This window comes from Lysinibacillus sp. NPDC056959, assembly GCF_042674095.1.
GTDB lineage: Bacteria > Bacillota > Bacilli > Bacillales_A > Planococcaceae > Lysinibacillus > Lysinibacillus zambalensis.
The window spans coordinates 45,949-66,582 of sequence record NZ_JBHURE010000003.1 but is presented as its reverse complement, the minus strand read 5'-3'; the positions used below and the strand labels follow the sequence as shown (position 1 = coordinate 66,582).

General features: G+C 36.3%; 20 protein-coding genes. 9 read left to right on the top strand and 11 right to left on the bottom strand.

The genetic code is table 11. The features are described from left to right. Positions 1 to 535: 535 nt before the first annotated feature. Entirely contained in the window at positions 536 to 1,075 is a 540-nt protein-coding gene (locus ACFTQ7_RS04580) for a hydrolase (protein ID WP_386827531.1), read from the top strand. Positions 1,076 to 1,110: 35 nt separating this feature from the next. On the opposite strand, the gene ACFTQ7_RS04575 is transcribed toward ACFTQ7_RS04580, so the two are convergent. Continuing rightward, entirely contained in the window at positions 1,111 to 1,620 is a 510-nt protein-coding gene (locus tag ACFTQ7_RS04575; RefSeq protein ID WP_386827530.1) for a PCYCGC motif-containing (lipo)protein, read from the bottom strand. Positions 1,621 to 1,699: 79 nt separating this feature from the next. Further along, the gene (locus tag ACFTQ7_RS04570; protein ID WP_386827529.1) at positions 1,700 to 4,012 is read right to left on the bottom strand and encodes a YhgE/Pip family protein; all 2,313 of its coding nucleotides are present in this window, start codon (positions 4,010 to 4,012) and stop codon (positions 1,700 to 1,702) included. 203 nt (positions 4,013 to 4,215) lie between these two features. On the opposite strand from ACFTQ7_RS04570, the gene ACFTQ7_RS04565 reads away from it, so the two are divergent. From ACFTQ7_RS04565 to ACFTQ7_RS04545, 5 genes are all read left to right on the top strand, one after another. Continuing rightward, complete coding sequence (locus ACFTQ7_RS04565) at positions 4,216 to 4,695, top strand: thioredoxin family protein (protein WP_386827528.1); 480 nt, start codon at positions 4,216 to 4,218, stop codon at positions 4,693 to 4,695. 204 nt (positions 4,696 to 4,899) lie between these two features. Then, positions 4,900 to 5,601, top strand: a complete 702-nt coding sequence (locus ACFTQ7_RS04560) for an O-linked GlcNAc transferase (protein WP_386827527.1) — start codon at positions 4,900 to 4,902, stop codon at positions 5,599 to 5,601. Positions 5,602 to 5,896: 295 nt separating this feature from the next. After that, a complete protein-coding gene (locus tag ACFTQ7_RS04555; protein ID WP_386827526.1) occupies positions 5,897 to 8,101 on the top strand; it encodes a bifunctional diguanylate cyclase/phosphodiesterase in 2,205 nt (734 codons plus the stop codon). Between the two features lie 81 nt (positions 8,102 to 8,182). Continuing rightward, positions 8,183 to 8,737: a hypothetical protein gene (locus ACFTQ7_RS04550; RefSeq protein ID WP_386827525.1), complete on the top strand. Its 555-nt coding sequence runs from the start codon at positions 8,183 to 8,185 to the stop codon at positions 8,735 to 8,737. 236 nt (positions 8,738 to 8,973) lie between these two features. Continuing rightward, entirely contained in the window at positions 8,974 to 9,627 is a 654-nt protein-coding gene (locus tag ACFTQ7_RS04545; RefSeq protein ID WP_197143428.1) for an alpha/beta hydrolase, read from the top strand. A gap of 509 nt (positions 9,628 to 10,136) precedes the next feature. Here the strand turns inward: ACFTQ7_RS04545 and proC are convergent. Continuing rightward, positions 10,137 to 10,937 carry a pyrroline-5-carboxylate reductase gene (gene proC, locus ACFTQ7_RS04540; protein ID WP_386827524.1) on the bottom strand — a complete coding sequence of 267 codons (801 nt, stop codon included), beginning with the start codon at positions 10,935 to 10,937 and terminating at the stop codon, positions 10,137 to 10,139. A 241-nt stretch (positions 10,938 to 11,178) separates the two neighbouring features. Here proC and ACFTQ7_RS04535 point away from each other — a divergent pair, with 241 nt between their 5' ends. Beyond that, on the top strand, positions 11,179 to 11,436 hold the full coding sequence (locus ACFTQ7_RS04535; RefSeq protein ID WP_386827523.1) for a hypothetical protein: 258 nt from the start codon (positions 11,179 to 11,181) through the stop codon (positions 11,434 to 11,436). Between the two features lie 231 nt (positions 11,437 to 11,667). Next, positions 11,668 to 12,618, top strand: a complete 951-nt coding sequence (cyoE, locus tag ACFTQ7_RS04530) for a heme o synthase (RefSeq protein WP_386827522.1) — start codon at positions 11,668 to 11,670, stop codon at positions 12,616 to 12,618. Between the two features lie 34 nt (positions 12,619 to 12,652). Here cyoE and ACFTQ7_RS04525 read toward each other — a convergent pair whose 3' ends face one another. The 6 genes from ACFTQ7_RS04525 to ACFTQ7_RS04500 all read right to left on the bottom strand — a co-directional run bounded on the left by ACFTQ7_RS04525 (position 12,653) and on the right by ACFTQ7_RS04500 (position 18,250). Further along, on the bottom strand, positions 12,653 to 13,381 hold the full coding sequence (locus tag ACFTQ7_RS04525) for a metallophosphoesterase (RefSeq protein WP_386827521.1): 729 nt from the start codon (positions 13,379 to 13,381) through the stop codon (positions 12,653 to 12,655). A gap of 456 nt (positions 13,382 to 13,837) precedes the next feature. Beyond that, complete coding sequence (locus tag ACFTQ7_RS04520; RefSeq protein ID WP_386827520.1) at positions 13,838 to 14,287, bottom strand: helix-turn-helix transcriptional regulator; 450 nt, start codon at positions 14,285 to 14,287, stop codon at positions 13,838 to 13,840. Positions 14,288 to 14,457: 170 nt separating this feature from the next. Continuing rightward, positions 14,458 to 14,862, bottom strand: a complete 405-nt coding sequence (locus ACFTQ7_RS04515; RefSeq protein WP_349660343.1) for a hypothetical protein — start codon at positions 14,860 to 14,862, stop codon at positions 14,458 to 14,460. A gap of 167 nt (positions 14,863 to 15,029) precedes the next feature. Further along, positions 15,030 to 16,358, bottom strand: coding sequence for a hemolysin family protein (locus ACFTQ7_RS04510; protein WP_386827519.1), 1,329 nt, complete (start codon positions 16,356 to 16,358; stop codon positions 15,030 to 15,032). Between the two features lie 32 nt (positions 16,359 to 16,390). After that, positions 16,391 to 16,774 carry a MerR family transcriptional regulator gene (locus ACFTQ7_RS04505; RefSeq protein ID WP_386827746.1) on the bottom strand — a complete coding sequence of 128 codons (384 nt, stop codon included), beginning with the start codon at positions 16,772 to 16,774 and terminating at the stop codon, positions 16,391 to 16,393. A gap of 981 nt (positions 16,775 to 17,755) precedes the next feature. Further along, the gene (locus tag ACFTQ7_RS04500) at positions 17,756 to 18,250 is read right to left on the bottom strand and encodes a hypothetical protein (RefSeq protein WP_386827745.1); all 495 of its coding nucleotides are present in this window, start codon (positions 18,248 to 18,250) and stop codon (positions 17,756 to 17,758) included. Between the two features lie 198 nt (positions 18,251 to 18,448). Here ACFTQ7_RS04500 and ACFTQ7_RS04495 point away from each other — a divergent pair, with 198 nt between their 5' ends. Further along, positions 18,449 to 18,577, top strand: coding sequence for a hypothetical protein (locus tag ACFTQ7_RS04495; RefSeq protein ID WP_276207774.1), 129 nt, complete (start codon positions 18,449 to 18,451; stop codon positions 18,575 to 18,577). Positions 18,578 to 18,922: 345 nt separating this feature from the next. On the opposite strand, the gene ACFTQ7_RS04490 is transcribed toward ACFTQ7_RS04495, so the two are convergent. Beyond that, positions 18,923 to 19,495: a 5' nucleotidase, NT5C type gene (locus ACFTQ7_RS04490; RefSeq protein WP_349660341.1), complete on the bottom strand. Its 573-nt coding sequence runs from the start codon at positions 19,493 to 19,495 to the stop codon at positions 18,923 to 18,925. 12 nt (positions 19,496 to 19,507) lie between these two features. Next, a complete protein-coding gene (gene ispG / locus ACFTQ7_RS04485) occupies positions 19,508 to 20,623 on the bottom strand; it encodes a flavodoxin-dependent (E)-4-hydroxy-3-methylbut-2-enyl-diphosphate synthase (RefSeq protein WP_349660340.1) in 1,116 nt (371 codons plus the stop codon). Positions 20,624 to 20,634 lie beyond the last annotated feature (11 nt).

The window sequence follows — 20,634 nt, the reverse complement described above, 5'->3', positions numbered from 1 at the left end:
TCTATCATGCTTTTACAGTCAGTTCAATATCATCTAGCAAAATTTTGCATTTAAGAACTTAGAAATAGATACCGACCGTTAAAGCGGATAAAAGCACTTTACTGGATTATAACTCAATTTTCAAGAGAAAAAATAAAATTCTCACTATTCGAGCAGAATAATGACAGGCTCGCAACAAAATGTACAAAATTGAGTTAAATTTATAATCGATATTGAAGATTAAACACGAACAAATAGACATATAGATATGTCAATATGAGTTAATACTTCGTGATTTAATACATTGCTTCCTCGGTGGAATTAAAAAATGTTCGTGTTTGTTTATGTGAGGAATAATTCCTCCCCAAATATGTACTCACGTGCATATTCCTCCTCGGAAGGACACATTTCGTGGGTAAGGTCTGAGCCCGGAGATGGTGTAGATCAAATATCGTGAAGGGTGGCCTACTGAAAGGACGATATTTTTCTAACCTTTCACAAAACCCAGTAACTTTCGGTATAATGAACTGTGAATATGGATTTAAGGGGTGTTTTGATGTTTACAATAGAAGAGGCGTGTTTAGTTGTCGTTGATGTACAAGGGAAGTTAGCGACAATTGTTGATGAAAGTGAAGCGGTGATTGAAAATGTGGCCAAGCTGGTACAGGCTATGGAAGCATTGGAGATACCGATTTTATGGCTTGAACAAAATCCTAGTCGTTTAGGTGGGACAGCGTTAGAGATTGCTCAGCATATTAAAGAGCAACAACCTATCGCTAAATTGGCTTTTAGTGCATGCCAGGAACAAGAGTTTATAGATGCATTGAAGGCAAGTGGTCGTTCTCAATTTATCGTGACAGGTATCGAAACACATATTTGCGTCTACCAAACAGCTCGACAGCTAAAAGAGCAAGGGTTTGAGGTTGAAGTGGTTGCAGATGCAGTGTCGTCTCGTACAAAGGCCAATAAAGAGGTAGGACTTGAGAAGATGAAGGCTCTTGGAATTTTACCAACAAGCGTGGAAATGATTTTATACGAGTTATTACAGCGTGCAGATCATCCACATTTTAAAACAGTGTTACAACTCGTTAAATAACAAAAAAACTCATCATAACGATGAGTTTTTTGTTATTAAGCAGGCATATCAGTCGGAGTTGGTTTTGCGTAGCCTTCTTTATAGTTATTATCAATTGTTTGACGAATTTCTTTGAGGTCCATACCATCTTTATGCATCTTTGCAGCTTGTACAGCAATTTCTAGGCAAACGAGACAACGGGTACCGTGATCATCCCAGACAATTGTTCCATCCTCTCGTTTTTCTTCAATAAAGCAGTTTAAATTGCTTTTATGACCAGCTGATTCGCCACAGCCACAATAGCAGGGCATCCACTCTAAAATTTCTGTAGATTGTCCAGCGATTTGATACACTAAGCGAATATCTTCTGATTTATTGTTTAAAAATGATGGTAAAACATCCGCTGATGCAGTTTCCTCCTGAATATCTCCAGAAGCATGTGCATGTTCTTCGTGTGAAGCTTCTTTTTGTGCTTCATTCTGATTTTTTTCAACAGCTTGTTGATCTTCACCACAAGCACTTAACACTAATAACGACAAAGCAAAAAAAGATAGAAGTTTTTTCAACAAAAGCGCCTCCTATATGTTTACAATACGCCCATTATAACATTGTTCGTTGAAATATTTACAAGGAGGCAAGTGAAAATCAATGAAATATATCTGATCCGCGTGTTTTGTTCATGAAATGTTCCATTTTTTCACTCAGTAATTTTTTCAAGAAGAAACCAAATAGAATGAAAATGAGCCAGAAGAATGATAAAAAGGCTAGATCAACCCATACCTTTGACCAAATAATACCACCAACTGCCTCGCGCATCATTTCAATTGCATAAGTGAAAGGAAGAAATGGATTTATAATTTGGAAAAATCCGGGTAGTAATTCTACTGGATATGTGCCACCAGAACCTGCAATTTGCAGTACTAACATGACAATGGCTAAAGCCTTTCCGACATTTCCGAATACGGATACTAGTGTATAGACAATCGTAACGAACACTAAGCTAATAAATAGCCCAAATGGAATAAAGAAGTAAGGGGCATTAATGGACCCGTTTAAAATAACAATATCTCCAATTGTAATAATGAGCGTTTGTATAAATGAAAAAGTTGCAAATGTTAATAAACGTCCAAAGTAAACTTGGCGAATACTGTAATGATCATTATTGTGAATATTGACAGATAGAAGAGAAATTAATAATAAACAACCAACCCAGATGGAAAGTACAGTGTAAAACGGTGTCATAGCTGTTCCATAATTAGCAATTGGAAACATTCTATGTTCCTGAAGCTTAATAGGCTCCTCAAAGAAATCTCGTTCTGCATTAACGTCGTTTTTCAATAATTGAACGATTTCTGAAATATCGGCTTCACTTTCTAATGTTCTCAGCTTGTCTGCAAGGTCCTTAATTTTTGTACTTAAAGCAGGGAAATTCGTTTGTACTGTACCAAGCGTCTTATTAGCCGTGGCTAACATATTTTTAGCATTTGTTAAACGATCTGTTGCTTGAGGCAGAAAACTTTTTACATTCGTCAGCATTGTAGATGCATTTGTTAATGTATTTTTGGCAGAAGCTAACGTCGTATGAATTTGTGGCTCTAACTGATCGTTATAATGAGTAAGGAATTGCTGCAGATTGTTAGAAACATTTTGGGCAACGTTTTGCACATCAGCAAGGTCTTTTTTTATCGTTTCGACATCTATCGTATTTAACTGCTGTACTTTACTTGAGATGTCCGTTAGTAATGTATTCAGCTGATTTAAAGCGGTTAGAGTGCTAAAAGAATAATCAGTAAAACTAGGATTTGCCTGTAAATCTCCACGTATAGTTTCAAGTTGTTCAATTATTTTATTGTTAGTTAGTAAAGTCTTCACATCTTCAGAATTACTTTGCTGTAGTGTCGTCTGGATGTTTTGAACCTTGTTTTCAAGCTGTTTACGAGTCGAAGCATCAGCTTGTGTTAATTTTTGAAGCGCTTCAATTGTTTGGATGCTAGTAGTTACTTTCTCACGTGATGCATCTAGCTGATTTTTAATTGTATCTTTTATTTGTGCAATGGTAGCTGAATCTACATTCGCATTTTGAAGCTTCCCTATTATATCTGTAAATCGTTGAGCAATATTTTGTACTGCTTCTAGATCTTTTTTGATGATAGGGGATAGCTCATTGAACAATGTATCAGCTTCATTGATCAAATTTAAACCTTGATGGATCGTGGTTAGACCATCATTCGTTAATTTTTCTACTTCGGGAACTTGGGTAATTGTGTGGTTTAGTAATGTCTCAGCTTCTTTTCCACCTTTAGCAGCTTGCGCTAAATATGTTTCGATACCTGGGAGATGTTGTTCGATTGTAAAAATATAATTTTCAAATTTTCTAAAGTCGGGAATTTCCCGTTCCATCTCAACACCGACCGTATTAAAAATAGAGAAAAGTGTTCCGCTGACAGTTGAAATAAACTCATTAGTTACTTGTTGCGTTAGGCCACTTGCACCTTTACTTGTGATTTTAGGAGCGATTGGATTGATTTTTTCATTTACATAATAATCGATATGCGCTTTTGTAGGCACATTTGACAGTATGGAGGTCAGCTTTTGTGAAAAATCATTAGGGACAACTATAACCGCAAAATAGTCCCCATTTTTTAAGTAATTTATAGCTTGTTCATGAGAAGTAAACTCCCAAGTAAAGTTTTGATTAGTACTTAAATTGTCTACTACCTCGTTACCAACATTAATATCTTCTCCTCTAACATTCGCGCCTGTGTCTTCGTTGACAACTGCAATTTTCATGTTGGCAGTATGGGCATAGGGATCCATAGAGGCGTAAATATTAAGCCACGCATAAAGAGAAGGTAAAAAAATGAGCCCACCAATAATGACAGCAACTACCCAGTTTGTTAATATATTATGGATATCACTTTTATAAATTTGAAAAATATTTCGGATAGTGTGTTTCATTTTATTTATCCACTCCACATTCATATTGAGCATTATAGATGTTATATGTATGTTTCCAAATTTGGAGCGAAATATGTTTGAATTATGAAAAAAGTCATTTTGAAAGACTAATTAGTTTACTAGGATTTAAAAACCATTTATAATCAATCGCGAATACACTAAAAATAGGGTTTTTTAGTGTGGAAAGGGAGGAATACATTCTCGTGAAAAAACTACTAATTATTGGATCGGTAATTGTTTTGTTATTTGCAGCAATTATTGTGTTAACTAAAGTCTCGAACAATAGCAAATTAGCAGGCGCAGAGAAACTTTATGGCGACAAAGATCTAAAACAAGAAACAATTGATCAATTGGATGATAAAAATTACCAAAATATTATGTTACCAGACGAACTTGAAAAAAAATTAAAAGCTGGTGAAGATGTAAATGCTTATTTCTTCAGTCCGACATGTGTACACTGTAAAGCTTTTACACCAGTGCTAATGCCGATTGCTAAGGAGCTTGGTGTTGATATTGCTCAATTAAATGTTTGGGAATACGAAGATTTATGGAATAAATATAACATTGAATACACTCCAACGTTCATTCGCTTTGAAGGTGGTAAAGAGGTTAAACGTTTTGTAGGTGCATTACCAGAAGAAGATTTACGTACATTTCTAAATAAAGAAGTATTAAAAAAATAAGCAAAGCTGAGACTGTATCAAAAGTTATTTTTGATCAGTCTTTTTTATAGTGAAAGTGAAGCGGGAGTTACTGAAGTCTTCTACCTCTATTGTTGAAAGAAGTTAAAGCCTCCAACCGATTATGGAATCAATTATGTCGAGGCATAATTGATTTTGTAGTGTATACTAAATATACTGAAGAGTTGTACATTGGAGGAATAATGAATGACAATGGATGATTATTTTTATAATGGTGAGCTGATGAAGTGCTATGAGGTAGCTAAGCAAGTTACTAATGAAAATGAGAAAAAGTTGGCTAAAAAATATATTAAATTATTAGAAGAGTATGATTTTGCGAGTTATCCAAAACCTACGCTGTCTGTGGAAACCCAACATGCAGAACGAGCAGATGAAAGCTATCCTGAATCGGATACCGTCGTCGAAATTCGTGCGATAAAAGATGAAGGAGAGTTTTCAAATCGTATTAAAGAACTAGAGGCTATAGCGACAACAGGCACTCCGAATGAAAGAGCCAATTCATTTTTTACACAGGGTGAACTGTTTTTGTTTGCACATCATTACAACGAGAGTGTTCATTGTTTTAAACAAGCAGTAAAAGAAAACCCTAACAAGGCGGTATATTGGGGAATCACAGGTCAAACGATGCACCGCTTTGGATGGATGCCATTCGATGCACTTGGCTACTTAGAGCAAGCTATTAACTTAGATCCAAATAATGCGCGTTGGAAATGGAATAAAGCACTTGTTCTTATTCAATTAGCGAAGGATTTGCAGATGGCACCGTTAATGGCAAATGCTGCGATTACATTGGAGGAGTCACTAGCGGCTTGTGCTGAGCATCAGCGATCGTTGAAAGATGCTATCCAAAATACAATAGATAATATGGATAGTTATGTATTTTCATAGCAAATAGAAGATGTCTCAAAAGATGAGGCATCTTTTTTATCTTTATTCAGCACATGTTTTTTGTAGCGATACTTTTCGAAAAAAGCCCAATTAGTAAAGATTAATAATCAGTGTAGGATGAAGAACCCTTTTTGCTGATTAAAATTTCACTTTATTTTATGATTTAGTCCTGAATTTTTATTCTTATTTTGGTTAAAAAGTAGATGATTCATAATAATTTTATAGTATAATTATCCTAAAACCATCAAATGAAACAGTAGATGGAGGAAATTATTTAGAGCTTAAGAAGGGAGTTATGATGTGGAAATATAATGAGGATTTTTCATTTGTGAAGCAGGGCATTCAATTCATCCTATTATCACTGATTTTATTAATTGTAATTGTTTTGGGCAGTGATAAATTTTATTGGATATTTGCAGAGAACAATTATGTAACGATTCATTTAATGATGGAAATGCTTATTACTGTAGTGACAATGTCTATTTCAATTCAGACATGGTTAATTACACCTTATATTTTATCAAATAGAGTCCTCTATGTTGGGGCATTATTTTTAACAATTAGCTTATTAGAAATGGCTCACGCACTTTCCTATAAAGGAATGCCATTTTTCATTACTGAAAGTACGCCGTATGCATCAACATGGTTTTACATGTTTTGTCGATTACTATTATCGATTGGTTTTCTCATCATTATTTTTATAAAGGAGAGAGAAATAAAAACAATTTATCGTTGGTTTATTTATAGCTTGCCGTTTCTAATAATCACTGGTTGTTTTGTCGTCATCTATGCCCCAACGCCTATATTGCCACCACTTTTAATAGAAAGTGAAGGTCCTACTGTTTTAAAAAATACTTTGCAATATATAGCTGTAGCGATACATTTAGTGGTTATGGTCCTGTTGCTTAAAAGTTTTAAAAAAGCACCTAAAATCGTATTTTTATTATTTGGTAGTTCGATTTATTTAATAATGAGCGATTTTCTTTATACAATTTATCAAGATGTTTATGATATTAAAAACTTCATTGGACATATTTTTGAGTTAGGTGCATCTTATCTTTTATTTAGAGCAATTTATTTTTCATCGATCGAAAAACCTTTTCAGCAGTTAGTTGATACACAAGAGCATTTAGAAAAATCTCGTGAAAAAATGCATTTCATGGCTTACCATAATGAGATTACAAATTTGCCAAATGAACGTTTTTTAATGGAAACTTTAAAAAAAGATTTATACATATCTAAATCACAAAAGGCAATACTTGCGATCGGTATAGAAAGAATATCTGCGATTAAAGCGTCTTTAGGTAGTACATATGCAGACCAAATGATAGGCTTAATCGCGCAAAGATTGAAAAATGTTTTACCGGAGAAGTATTTACTATGCATGCTGAGAGAAGACTATTTCGTCGTGTATATTGATGAGGTGAGCAATACCCATCAATTGACGCAGCTTAGTCAACAACTTCAAGTTGTCATGGAAGAATCATTCCAAATTCAACATTTTTCTTTAAATAGTCAATTAAATATTGGTATCGCTTTATTTCCAACAGATTCTTATAAAGAAGAGGAGCTTATTAGATTTGCACTTTATGCTATGCATGAAGCGCAGAAGATGCCAACTCGTATACGATTTTATGAGTCTTCGATTTCTAAAGAAACGACTGAACGTCTTATATTAGAAAATGATTTACATGATGCTTTAGCAAATCAAGAGCTTTTTTTAGAATATCAACCGCAACTTGATTTACGTACGGGTCAAATTAAGTCGGTAGAGGCTTTAGTTAGATGGCAGCATCCAAAGAAGGGGTGGATTTCGCCAGGAGTATTTATTCCAATTGCAGAGGAATCGGGATTAATTATTCCTATTGGACAGTGGGTACTAGAAACAGCCTGTCAACAAGTAAAGAGGTGGGAAGCAGCTGGATTGCCACCGATTAAAGTAGCGGTCAATCTGTCGTTAGGTCAACTTTTTCAGCAAAATTTAGTTGAAATAATTCATAATGTTCTTGAGAAAACACAATTAGAGCCCAAATATTTGCAACTCGAAATAACAGAAAGTATGACGATCAATATCGATCATATGACGACGATCTTACACAAATTGAAGGCACTTGGGGTTACGATCGCGGTAGATGATTTTGGGACAGGCTATTCATCATTATCTTATTTAAAGGATTTCCCTATAGATTGCTTAAAAATTGACAGGTCTTTCGTTCAGAAAATACAATCGAACTCTACCGATAAAGCATTAGTTGACATGATTCTCTCTATGGCCAAGCATCTACAGTTAAAGGTAGTCGCAGAAGGAATAGAAGAGATAGAACAGCTATCATATCTAGTAGCAAGCCAGTGTGATACTATACAGGGCTTCTTATTTAGTAAACCTGTATCTCCAAGAACATTACAGGAGAACTACCAAACGCTTCACGATGATGCAAAGTATATTTTAGATTCAATTTCTGCGTCTAAAGTACAAGGTGAGCATACATTGCAGACTTAAACGTTAACCGTTTCTTTATATTCTACAATCATGGTATGATAGGGAGGAATTGATTTGTAGATATAAAGGACGGGTTTTTTGATGGCACAAGAAACAGCAAATAAATTTATTGAAAATGTATGTAATCATTTAGTGCGCAACATGAATATTACGAAGGTTGAAGAGCACTTTAAAGCGGCAATAGAAATGCAGCGTAAATCAGCACAATCTCAAGTTGATTTTTGGGATATGTTAATGATGAATATGCTGTATTTTACAGAAATTGAGCAAGTTTGGGAAAAAGAATTTTTGAAGATGCTCGAAAAGAAAGAGTGGTTAAAGACCACGGTACTTGAGGAAGAGCTATTGATGCATCAAATGCGTATTCGTCAGCAGGTCGCGGAACAAATGGATGCCGCAAAGGAATTGTTTCATAAGCAGTATGTGACAGAAAATATGACAGAGGAAGATATTGTTTACGATTATGCGTATAGCTCTGCAGGACATTCCATGCGTGTAGATTTACTAACAGTACTTGTCTCAACACCAGAGCAATCAAAAGTGCTATATAACGCAGATCCACAAGAAACAATTCGCATAATTAACGGCTATATTGCTTATCACACTGATGGGATTATTAATAAAGTAAAACTTTAAAACGCATTCGTGACCATCATGTGCTTTTATTGAGTTTTTGTACATAATAGCTTCGTATCTCAAGCAGCTTACCGTATTCCTTAGGAAAGCGCCTGATCGGACAGACATCATTCTATCGTTATGGTGATGAGTCTATAGAAAAAGCTATTTATGATAACGGAGCAATCCTGTTTTTGTCTAGATATATTATGCAGTATAATAAGGTGACACTAAGTTCACCTGAAAGGAATTTTAAAATGAATACACCGTTTACATTTAAACATACACAACCAACGAATATGGACCCAAATAAAAAATATCCAGCGATTTTTTTATTACATGGAATGGGTAGTAATGAAGACGATTTACCACAATTAGTACAGGACTTTAAAGAGCAATGCCATGTATTTAGCTTACGTGGCCCTATTACGCAAAAACCTGGCTATGCTTTTTTCACAATCCAGGAGGTTGGTAAACCAGACCGCGAAGTTTTCGATAAAGTTTTAGTGGCTCTACAACAATTTGTTCTAGAGGCTATTGCTGAATATCAAATTGATCCACACAAAGTGTACGTACTTGGATTCAGTCAAGGGGCAGTTTTGGCACAGTCACTTGCTTTTGCAATGGGGAATTTAATTACAGGAATAGTAGCATTAAGTGGCTACACGCCAAAATTCGTTACAGAGGAATATGCAATTCGCCCAGTCAATCATTTACATGCATTTATTTCTCACGGTGATTATGATTATGTCATCCCGTCACAATGGGGCGTAGAAAGTAAAGAAAAGTTTGAGCAATTTGGTGCTACTGTGACATTTAAACAATATCCAGATGGTCACGGTGTTACACCAGAAAATTTACGTGATCTAACTGCATTTTTAGCACAGGAATTACAAGATAATATTCAATGACAAACAAAATAGTCAAGGAAATCCTTTAAATGAGTTGATTTCCGTTCAAGGCCATTCTCTTATGGGGTTATGTTGAGCCGTTCCAAAGCTTATGTTGTTGTTGCTGACGCTTCGCTTTCGCACAGAAAACAATTTGTTGCTGACGCTTCGCTTTCGCACAGAAAACAATTTGTTGCTGACGCTTCGCTTTCGCACAGAAAACAATTTGTTGCTGACGCTTCGCTTTTATGCAGACAAAACGATGATGTTAAAGTTTCGATTTATATAAATTATAGTTACATGACAGTAAGTTCATGTTACGTGAAGTGGTTGATTGGAGTGGAGACTGAGCGACTCCTTGGGGATCAGCAATAGAGGAACGGAAATCAACCCCTTGCTTTGCCGAAGAGCTATACTTTAATTAAAATTACCCTTAATTCCATTGATAGAATTAGTTTTTCAACAAAATGAAAACCGAGACATTTAAGGATGTCTCGGTTTCGTTTTATTTTTTAGTGTATCAATCAATATTATTTTGATAAGCTTCGATCTTTGTTAGTCACGGCCGTTACTGCATCGTGAATCGTTGTTTCAAAATGATTGCTTTGTAATGAAGATACACCTTGGATAGTAGTCCCACCTGGAGAGCATACTTGATCTACAAGTGCCCAAGGGTGTTCTTGTGATTGTAAAATCATTTTCGCACTGCCGAGGACTGCATTTGCCGCAATATCAAGCGCCATGTCTTTTGGCATCCCTTCACGTACAGCAGCACGTGCTAAAGCGTCAATATACATATAGGTGAATGCGGGTGAAGCACCACCAATCGTTGTAAATATTGAAAATAAGTTTTCAGGCACCTCGATAATTGTACCAACTGTTTCAAATAGGGAATTGACAAGCTGAAGTTGCACATTTGACACTTGTTCACTCGCTGTAAAACAGCTTGTAGAGGCACCGATAAGCGCATTAATATTTGGCATTACACGAACAATAGGGGTAACTTCAGATAGGTAACCTTGTAAATATGTTATATTTTTACCAGCAGCGATGGAAACAATTACGTGGTTATCTTGTAAATGCTTTTTCACCTCTGGTAAAACATCTGGTAACATTTGGGGTTTGACACCGAGGATAATAACGTCACATTTTGACATAATATCTTCAATAGAGCTTGCGGCTTGAATACCGTAAGAGGTTGTTAATTTTGTTGTTTTTGCTTTTGTACGATTATAGCCATAAATAAAAGTAGGATCAAAATCACCGCTTTTACACATTCCTTTAATAATAGCTGTAGTCATATTTCCAAGGCCGATAAATCCGTATTTCACGTGTTAGACACTCCTTCATATTGTTAAAACATACACCTTAGTATAGAGTAGATTGTTTTACTTGAATAGTAATATGCTAAGAATCAAGTCAATTAGGTTCAAATTCATGTCAGTCGGTGGTATCATAGAAGATGCTGTGAATGAACGTATATCTCTATATGAAAATAAAAAGAGTAAAGAAAATCATGTACTTTATGTGAACATTGAGACAGACTTTATCTAGAAGAGGTAGAATAATATTTTGATATGTTTACTTTTTTCAGCACATATCTTTCGTAACGAAAGTGAAGCGGCAGTTACATGTGTTTTAGGTAACGAAAGTGAAACGGCAGTTACATGTGTTTTAGGTAACGAAAGTGAAGCGGCAGTTACATGTGTTTTAGGTAACGAAAGTGAAACGGCAGTTACATGTGTTTTAGGTAACGAAAGTGAAACGGCAGTTACAAATGTTTTGGGTAACATAAGCAAAGCACCTGCTAAAAATCTACTACCGCTATAGGTGGGTGAGATGAATGTGGTTTTAAGTTACTTTGTGAAGGGTGTCTAGGCATCCGCTGGAATAGAGGAACTTAGGCTAAGAACTTCAGATCCTTTGAAAACGCCTAATTGACCTAACATCAATTGGCTTAAAGCCTCTGGAGCAAATAGGCCGAGGTATAATTGTTTTAATAATTTGTCGCTTTCTAATGGTAAAGCGTGAGAAATTAAGAGAGAAAAGGAATTAAGATGAATGGAACAAAATCTAAAAACGGAGCCTAAACTACAGTCTTCCAAGAAGTCAATGGAGAAGTCCACACGCTCTACTATTTTAGCGCAGACAGTGAAAACAGGAATCATTAAATCCAATTTAATTCCTATGTGGGCTGGATTAACGCTAGGTATGTACAAAAACAAAATGACTTTTGTAGAAAATATACCTGAAATTATTTTCGCGACAATTGGCTCTGCACTTGTTATTGGTGCCGCTGGAGCATTTAATAATGTGTATGATCGCGACATCGATGCTGTAATGCCTCGTACGCAAAGTCGACCAACTGTAACAGGTGAAATGTCAGCTAAATCAGCGTTAATTTTAGCTTTTGCGATGCTCATTATCGGGGCATCTGTGTTGGCACTTGCTTCACCACTAGCTGCAGCATTTGGTCTCTTAGGGGTGTTTTTATATGTAGTACCTTATACAATGTGGACCAAACGACATACGATTTATAACACGGAAGTTGGGAGTATAGGAGGGGCGATTCCACCGTACATTGGCTGGACGGCTGTTTCTTATGATATTACACATCCTGCGATACTTGGCCTATTTTTAGTTATGGTCATTTGGCAGATGCCACACTTCTATGCCATTGCTATTCGTAAGCATGCTGATTACGAAGCAGCCAACGTTCCAATGCTTCCAGTTGCAAAAGGGATGCGCCGTACTTATTATCAAACGAACTTTTATTTAATTTTATTGATCTTATCAAGCTTCTTATTTGGCACTTTAAGTGTTGGCATTATGCTTGTTGCACTATTGTTAAGCATTGCATGGCTTGTTATGAGTATTTACGGTTATCGCAGTAATAAAGATCAAACAAAGTGGGCAACAAAAATGTTTGTTTTCTCACTTATTCATATGACAATTTTATTTACAACAGTTATTGTCTACTCTTTAGTAGGTGTTATTTTTAAATTATATTAAAGCTTTCAATTAGCAGAAAAGCCAACAGGTTAATCTAACTTGTTGGCTTTTCTTTTTCCACCGAGATTATTTGACGACTTGGCCATTCTAATGCATGTAACTGCCCCCCAAAAACAGCCCCACCATCAATGCCAATTATATTATTTTCTCCAAAGTAGACATTGTAATCTGTTGGATTTTGGTGAAGTTTATAGGTAGGTGTATGGCCAAAGATTACCGTTTTCCTCCCTTGATAACCTGCATGAAATTCTTCACGTATCCATAAAAACTCCATAGGATCTGTATCTGCCATAGCTACACCAGGTACAACACCGCCATGTACAAAAATGGCATCCTCTAATTCGATGTAAATATCAAAGGTTTCGATAAGTTGTAAATGTTCTTCGAGCTTTGGTAAGGTTTGAATAAAGCTAGGTAATGTATCGTTTTCAATGGCTTCCTTAAAATCTTCTAATTGATAGCCATAGCTTGCAAGTGTTGCATCGCCACCGCAAAGTCCAACCCAATGATTCCACGGCTTAGGGTGACCAGAACGACAAGCTTTAAGCATGATGGCTTCATGATTTCCTAATAGAACACGTGCACCTTTTGTCTGTAATTCTGCCACTAAGTTTAAAACGCCACAAGATGCTGGTCCTCGGTCAATATAGTCGCCAAGTAAAAATAATCGATCTTGCAAAGTATCGTAATTAGCTTTCAATAATAATTCCTCAAAAAGTTCTAATTCCCCATGTATATCACTAATTGCTAGTATTCGATCCATAAAAAAGCATCCTTTCCAGTATTAGAGAAGCTACTATAAAGTATAGAGAGTGGTGTTGTAAAATTCTACTAATGTAACTTTCAACCAAAAGATTGATTGTAAAGATATCACTTTAAACGATTGTTTTCTAGTTACCTTTTATCATATGACGAAGTGAATTCATTATCTTATTCATTCGTCTATCTTGATGGAAAATAGCTAGGGGAGAGTATTGGCTATAGTCGGTTCATTTTCTAGTGCTTTTATTTTGTATGAAAAGCGTGAGAGGTGAGGGGAAAGCTAGTAAAGAAAATAATCCAACAAATGCAAAAGGAACATACAAATGAAGAAAATGAGCGAATGGAGAAGGTTAGTAGCGCAAGTATAGCAGCAACTACACTTGTTCTTGCAAACTTTTTATACTCCTCGCGCATAACGTAGGAGTATTTGGTATGTATGCGCGAGTACAGTATTTAATTATTCTTGAAGATTTTCCCATACTTGCTTAGCTATTGACTCGTCGAACGTTGAAAGTAGTCGATAGTTGTCTGTATTTAAAATTCGAAAATGCTGACTAATGACATTTTGTTGTAGGCAATAGCCATTATACTCGCTAAGATTTTTCCACCATATGTATCCTCCCATTGTTTTTTCCTTAGGTTGTAAGGTTCCGTTATTAGCGATTAAATCGACAACTTCAAGTGGATCTCCGCCAAGCTCATGCTGTAAAATCGTGCTATCTCGGCATAATGCACAAACCGCAATCGTTGTAGTCCAGCCAGTTTGAATTCGGCCCTTTTCAATTTGAACAAGTGTTTTTTTAGAAAGTCCAAGTAAATCGCTCATCTGATCCTGTGTTAAATCTCTTTCGGTCCGGATTAATTTCAGTTTTTCTGAAATAAGTGTGATTAATTGTTCACGATTCAAATCCAAAACACCCTTTCTTTCAGATAGTTAATACTATTATACATGAAAGTAGTATGAGATGTTTTGTTTAGCTGGTGACTGTGATAAAAATTAGCGTTACCTAATTAACAATTGAAACATAAAAAAACAGACTGTCCCATCATCGATTCATTGGACAGCCTGTTAGGTGTTTAAATCTCGTATTTTTTCGTGTCAGAAATAACACGGAAATGGATACCTTTAATTTGAGCACTTACTTTATGACGAAGTGTATCAATATCTACTAACTCATCATTATCATTGACACATTCTGCAATCTCTTGTAATAGCTTCGTAAATGCCTCTTTAAAGAGTGTACGCATATTATCAAAATCTAGGCTACGGAAGTTTCCGTCAATATCAAATGCCTCCACAGAATTTAATTGCTTTGAAGCACCAGCAAAACGATCATCGTAAACCGTGTAGTTTTCATCCGTTACTACGATAATATATAATACTTCACCTGTAATTGTTTTTAATTCAATATTCGTTTTGTGTTTTTTGACGTCGGTAATAATATGAATACCGTCCGAATGATATAGTTTAAACAATTTCATATGTAATGCCCCCTGAAAATAGAATCATATCCATATATTTATTATATATGGATATGCCTAATAATGGTATGAGACGAAAGTATTTGGAAAAACTAGAAAAGCCCTGTTGAATGTTAATTCTATAGCTAAATTTAATATAAACTATTAATAAAATCGTATTATCCGTATTACGCTTCTAATACGGTAGGTAAAATATTGCTAAGGGGACGAACCTCGATGTAATGAATACGATGACCTTGCTGCTCATATACGCTAAATATATATGGGGTTAATTCAATGTTTTTAGTTGCTTTAATGCCGTTGTTCACTGTTAAAAACCAACCGCCCAATGTTTCAACTTCTTCTGCTTCAAGCGTTACTTTTAATAGTTTTTCAACATCTTCAATAAGCATTTTTGCGTTTAATATATAGTGATTGTCATTTACTTTTCGGATTTCTGCAATTTCATCATCGTCGAACTCATCGCGAATCTCACCTACAATTTCTTCTAAAATATCCTCGACTGTTACAAGCCCAGATGTCCCGCCATATTCATCCATTAAAATGGCCATATGAATGCGCTCTTTTTGCATACGCACAAGTAACTCCTGAATAGGGATCGTTTCAATTACTCGTATAACAGGGTTAATGAAATCCTCAAGGATTAATGAATCGTCTGTAAGTTGCTCAAGCAAACCGTGTGTAAATAACTCCTTGGCATTGATGAATCCTAAAATATTATCACGATCACCATCATAAATAGGGTAACGAGTATATTTTTCAGCTGCGATGAAATGAATCATATTTGTAAAAGATTCATTTTTTTCAATTCCAGCAATTTCTGTTCGAGGAACCATAATTTCACGAGCAATACGCTCATCAAATTCAAAGACATTATTCACAAATTTTAGCTCTGTTTTATTGATTTCACCATTTTTAAAGCTTTCAGATAGCAGTAATCGTATTTCTTCCTCTGTATGTGATAGCTCGTGCTCAGAGGCAGGCTTCATACCAAATATACCAACTAATACTCGTGCTGAGCCGTTCAAGAACCAAATAAAGGGATACATCATTTTATAAAATATCATAATAGGTTTGGCAAAAAGAAGTGTAATCGCTTCAGCCTTTTGAATGGCAGCAGTTTTTGGTGCCAACTCCCCGACAACAACATGTAAAAATGTTGCAATGGCAAAGGCACTACCGATTGTAAAAATCGTCATATATTTATCTGAAATACCAACCAAATCAAAAAGAGGATGTAATATAAATTCAAAGGTTTTTTCACCGACCATCCCGATACCAAGTGCTGTTACAGTTATACCAAGCTGACAGGCAGATAAGTACTCGTCTAAATGATTGACAACATACTTTGCAGAAATGGCTTTTTTATTGCCCTCTGCAATCAATTGATCAAGCCTTGAGGCACGTACTTTTACAATGGCAAACTCTGTTGCCACGAAAAACCCAGTTAAAGCTAATAAAATGGTGAAAATCGATAAGTTGAGTATGGTCTCCAAATAGTCGTTCTGTATGAACAGAACGTCACCTCCTAATTATGAATAAGTAAAAGTAAAGATTGCATGAGTGCAATACTTTCGGGGGAAACATTTTTTTTAATCTTTTCGATATCTTTATTGTCTTGTTTGTTTATTTGTTCAAGTAGAGTAGTTACATCCTGCTCTAAGTCCTGCATTTTTACACGTAGCATCTGTACATCGATTTCTTCGTGCGGAGTGATGTTTAGTTCATGTTGTATTTCTATGAGTGAAAGACCTTGCTGTTTGCGTTGTTCAATATAGTGAAGTCGTTCAATCATTGTAGGGGCATAGTAGCGATAATTGGATGCAGAACGTTCAGCCTTTAATAAGCCGATGTTTGTATAATAATCGATTGTTCTTTTTGTAATGCCAGTTTTTTCTGCAAGCTCGCCAATTTTTAATTTCTCTGTCCCAATATAAACACCTCCAAACCATCACGTGATACTTTATTATAACTTGCTCGTATCGTCGTTTTCAAATAGAAGAGCCGAATATTTCTAAATTGTAAGATTTCTTATTGGGAGGATTATTAATATCATGAACATAAAAAAACTTTTCTAACGACTAAATTGTTAGAAAAGTTATATGTTCTTGAAAAACTAATAAGTTAATGAAATAGTCATGGTATACAAAATACGGCACTTCGGCAGTGCGAGGGTTGATTTCCGTTCCAGGCTACTCGCTTTCCTGTGGGCGAGCGCCGAGCCGCTTCCTCCGCTTCGCTTCGTGCAGGGTCTCGTCTGTCTCGCTTTCCCACGGGAGTCGAGTAGCCTACCACTCCAATCAACAATAGCAGAGAACTTATATAAATTTTATATATTTTAAAAGTAAACGTTATGACTATTTATTATAATCGAACCGAATAAACATATAACAGTGATTCAATTGTACATCTACTGGCACAAAAACTTCTTACTGAAGTTTCGTTTTCACTATAAATTAAAGTGACATGCCTGAAGATACATGTTGTGTAAAAGTAGTTGATTGGAGTGGAGACTGGGCGACTCCTTGGGGATCAGCAATAGAGGAACGAAGGCTAAAAGCATCACATCCTGTGATAACGCCTTCGTGACCAACATAGTGCCGCTGTCGCTACGTTAGCACTACGCTTTCGCGCAAAAAACATCTGTTGGCCCAAGTGGCTCATCGGACGCCCCCAGAAAGCTCTGCTCTGTGCGAAAGCGTAGCGACAGCACAACAAATGTTTTCTGTAGCGAAAGCAAAGCGGCAGCTACAAATTTTTTAACTGTGCGAAAGCGTAGCGGCAGCTACAAATTTTTTAACTGTGCGAAAGCGTAGCGGCAGCAACAAAGCGCCCAGTCGGAACGGAAATCAACCCCGCGTTTTGCCGAAGAGACAAAATTATTTCTTAAAAGCTACGGAGTTTCTTTTTGTAAATATGTATCATATAGGTGTTGAAGTGCATCTTCACCAGCCGTTTCTACAATTGTTTTGTCATTGAAAATAAGTGTTACATTTGTGCGAGCGCTATCAATTTTATCATTCTTAATAGTGCACGTAACCTTTACTACACCTGTTTCTGCTAGTTGTTTTTTCATTGTGTCATCCCATGGTTGCTCAGAAAATAGTGGTGCCAACCATGTGCCTCTCACATGAAGCTCACTTTTTTCAGCGTCATAATCCCAGCGCACGTCACGTAAAATAGTTTTAAATAGGTCATTAACTGTAAAGGATGTATCTTTATAGTCAATGGCAATTGCTCGTATAGCATGTACATCACGACCAACTGCACTGGCTGCAGTTTCGGCTGCTGAATTGATGCCTGAAACCGCTTCTTTAACATCAGATAATCGATCACTACATCCAGCTAGCAGCGCGCAAAGACATGTTATACAAGTTACCTTTGTCATCCATCTCACATGTAGTCCCTCCAGTATTGCAAGTTGATACTACTATAGTAACGAAAAGAAAACTATGAAAAAAGGGCATGAAAGCTGGAGATTGTGACGGTTTTGCAACGATGCAACCTCCACTAGAATGTGCGAGAAATTGGAAGTTTAGATATCTGAAAATTCGGTGAATAAATCAACGAAAGGGAGCGGTTTGTGATGAAGATTAATGATGAATTACTTGAGAGATTAGGAACTTATTTCGTGTATCATGCTGTTTATGAAAATTATGGCATTACCTTTGAAAATTTTGTAGAGCGTTGGTTACGGGGGATACTTGTGATATAAAAGAAGAAGAGTCGTGTTCAATGCAAGAACACGACCCTTTTAACTTATTTCAGAAGAGGTCTACCACTTCAATAGTGGTTGAGTTGAATGCGATTATTCGTTACTTTTCAAACATCCACTGAAAGAAGTTAAAGCCTCCGGCGGATGTCACGGAAATCGGAAAGGAGTTTAATATAGGATGTTAGCCTAAGATCATCGCATCCATGCGATAACGGCTAATTGACCTGCATCGGTAAAAACGCCACGTCCTGTGGCATTACCGAAATGACCGACATCGTGTCGGCCCTCGTGCAGGCCTAAGCACAAAGCCGATTCCGGACGCAATTATGCCGAGGCATAATTGATTTATTTAAAATAGTTTGTGATGAATTGGTTGGCTTCTTGCCAATTATAAACGCGTACGACATTGTCCGGAACAGCAAGGCGGTTATATGGAGTGTCAAATAATACGACAGGTATTTTTAATTCCTCTGCAAGCATAACCGCATTATCATGCTTATCCTCAAAAAATGCCTCAACGCCATACTTTTTCGCTGCGGAAATCTTATCGTGACTGCCAATCAGCTCAATATGGTCGTATGGTATAGACTGTGATTTAAACCAATTTACCGTAACATCTGATACATTCTCACCACGAGCAGAAATGTAAAAAAGTTCGTAGTTTTCTTTCCATGTGTTTAAAATATCTTTTGCATCTTTAGCTGCTTCAGATACTTCGTACATAAACGGCTCATTTTCTTTAAACCATGTATTAAATGCTACACGATCAACGGGATGTGGAAATGCTGATAAAAAATCATATTCGCACACATCGTCAAGCGTAATGTTAACTTTATATTGTTTATTGATATGTGGGATTAGTGTACTAGGACATGTTACTGTTCCATCGATATCAATCCCAAAGCGGGGCTTTTTCATGCTAGCACCTCCTTAGGCGTTCGCTTTTTCTGCTTCTTCAGCTGCGCGTTTTTCTGCCATTTCAGCAGCTAATTTATCGATTTCTTTTTTCAACTCTTCTACCATTGTTTCTTCAGGCACTTTACGAACTGTTTTACCCTTCATAAATAGTAAACCTTCACCACGAGCACCAGCAATACCGATGTCGGCTTCACGTGCTTCACCAGGACCGTTTACCGCACAACCAAGCACAGCTACTTTTAACGGTACATTAAGTTTAGAAATATATTCTTCTACTTCATTGGCAATTGAAATTAAATCAATTTCGATACGACCACATGTTGGGCAAGAAATAAGGGTTGCCATATTAGAAGCAAGACCAAATGATTTTAATAGCTCACGTGCTACTTTTACTTCTTCAACAGGGTCTGCAGATAGTGAAATACGTAATGTATTACCAATACCTTTTGATAAAATTGCACCAAGGCCAGCCGCTGATTTTACTGTACCAGCAAATAATGTACCTGATTCAGTAATACCTAAGTGTAGAGGGTAATCAAAGGCTTTAGCTGCTTTTTCATAGGCTTCAATTGCTAGATTTACATCTGATGCCTTCATAGATACGATAATGTCGTGGAAGTCCAAGTCTTCCAAAATTTTAATATGGTGAAGTGCAGATTCTACCATACCGTCTGCAGTAGGGTAACCGTATTTTTCTAAAATATGACGCTCTAATGAACCAGCGTTTACCCCAATACGGATAGGAATACCTTTCGCTTTTGCCGCATTAACAACAGCCTCTACTTTTTCCTTACGCCCAATATTACCTGGGTTAATACGAACTTTATCGATACCATTTTCAATTGCTTTTAATGCTAATTTATAGTCAAAGTGAATATCAGCTACTAATGGAATATTGATACGTTTTTTAATATCTGCAATCGCATCAGCTGCACGCTCATCTGGTACTGCGACACGAACAATTTGACAACCAGCTTCCTCAAGACGAAGAATTTCAGCTACTGTTGCTTCGACATCATGTGTTTTTGTTGTACACATACTTTGAATGAATAATTCATTACTACCACCTATTGTTAAGTTACCGACACGTACGGGACGTGTATTTGTACGGTGACAAATTTCACTCATTAAATTTCTCT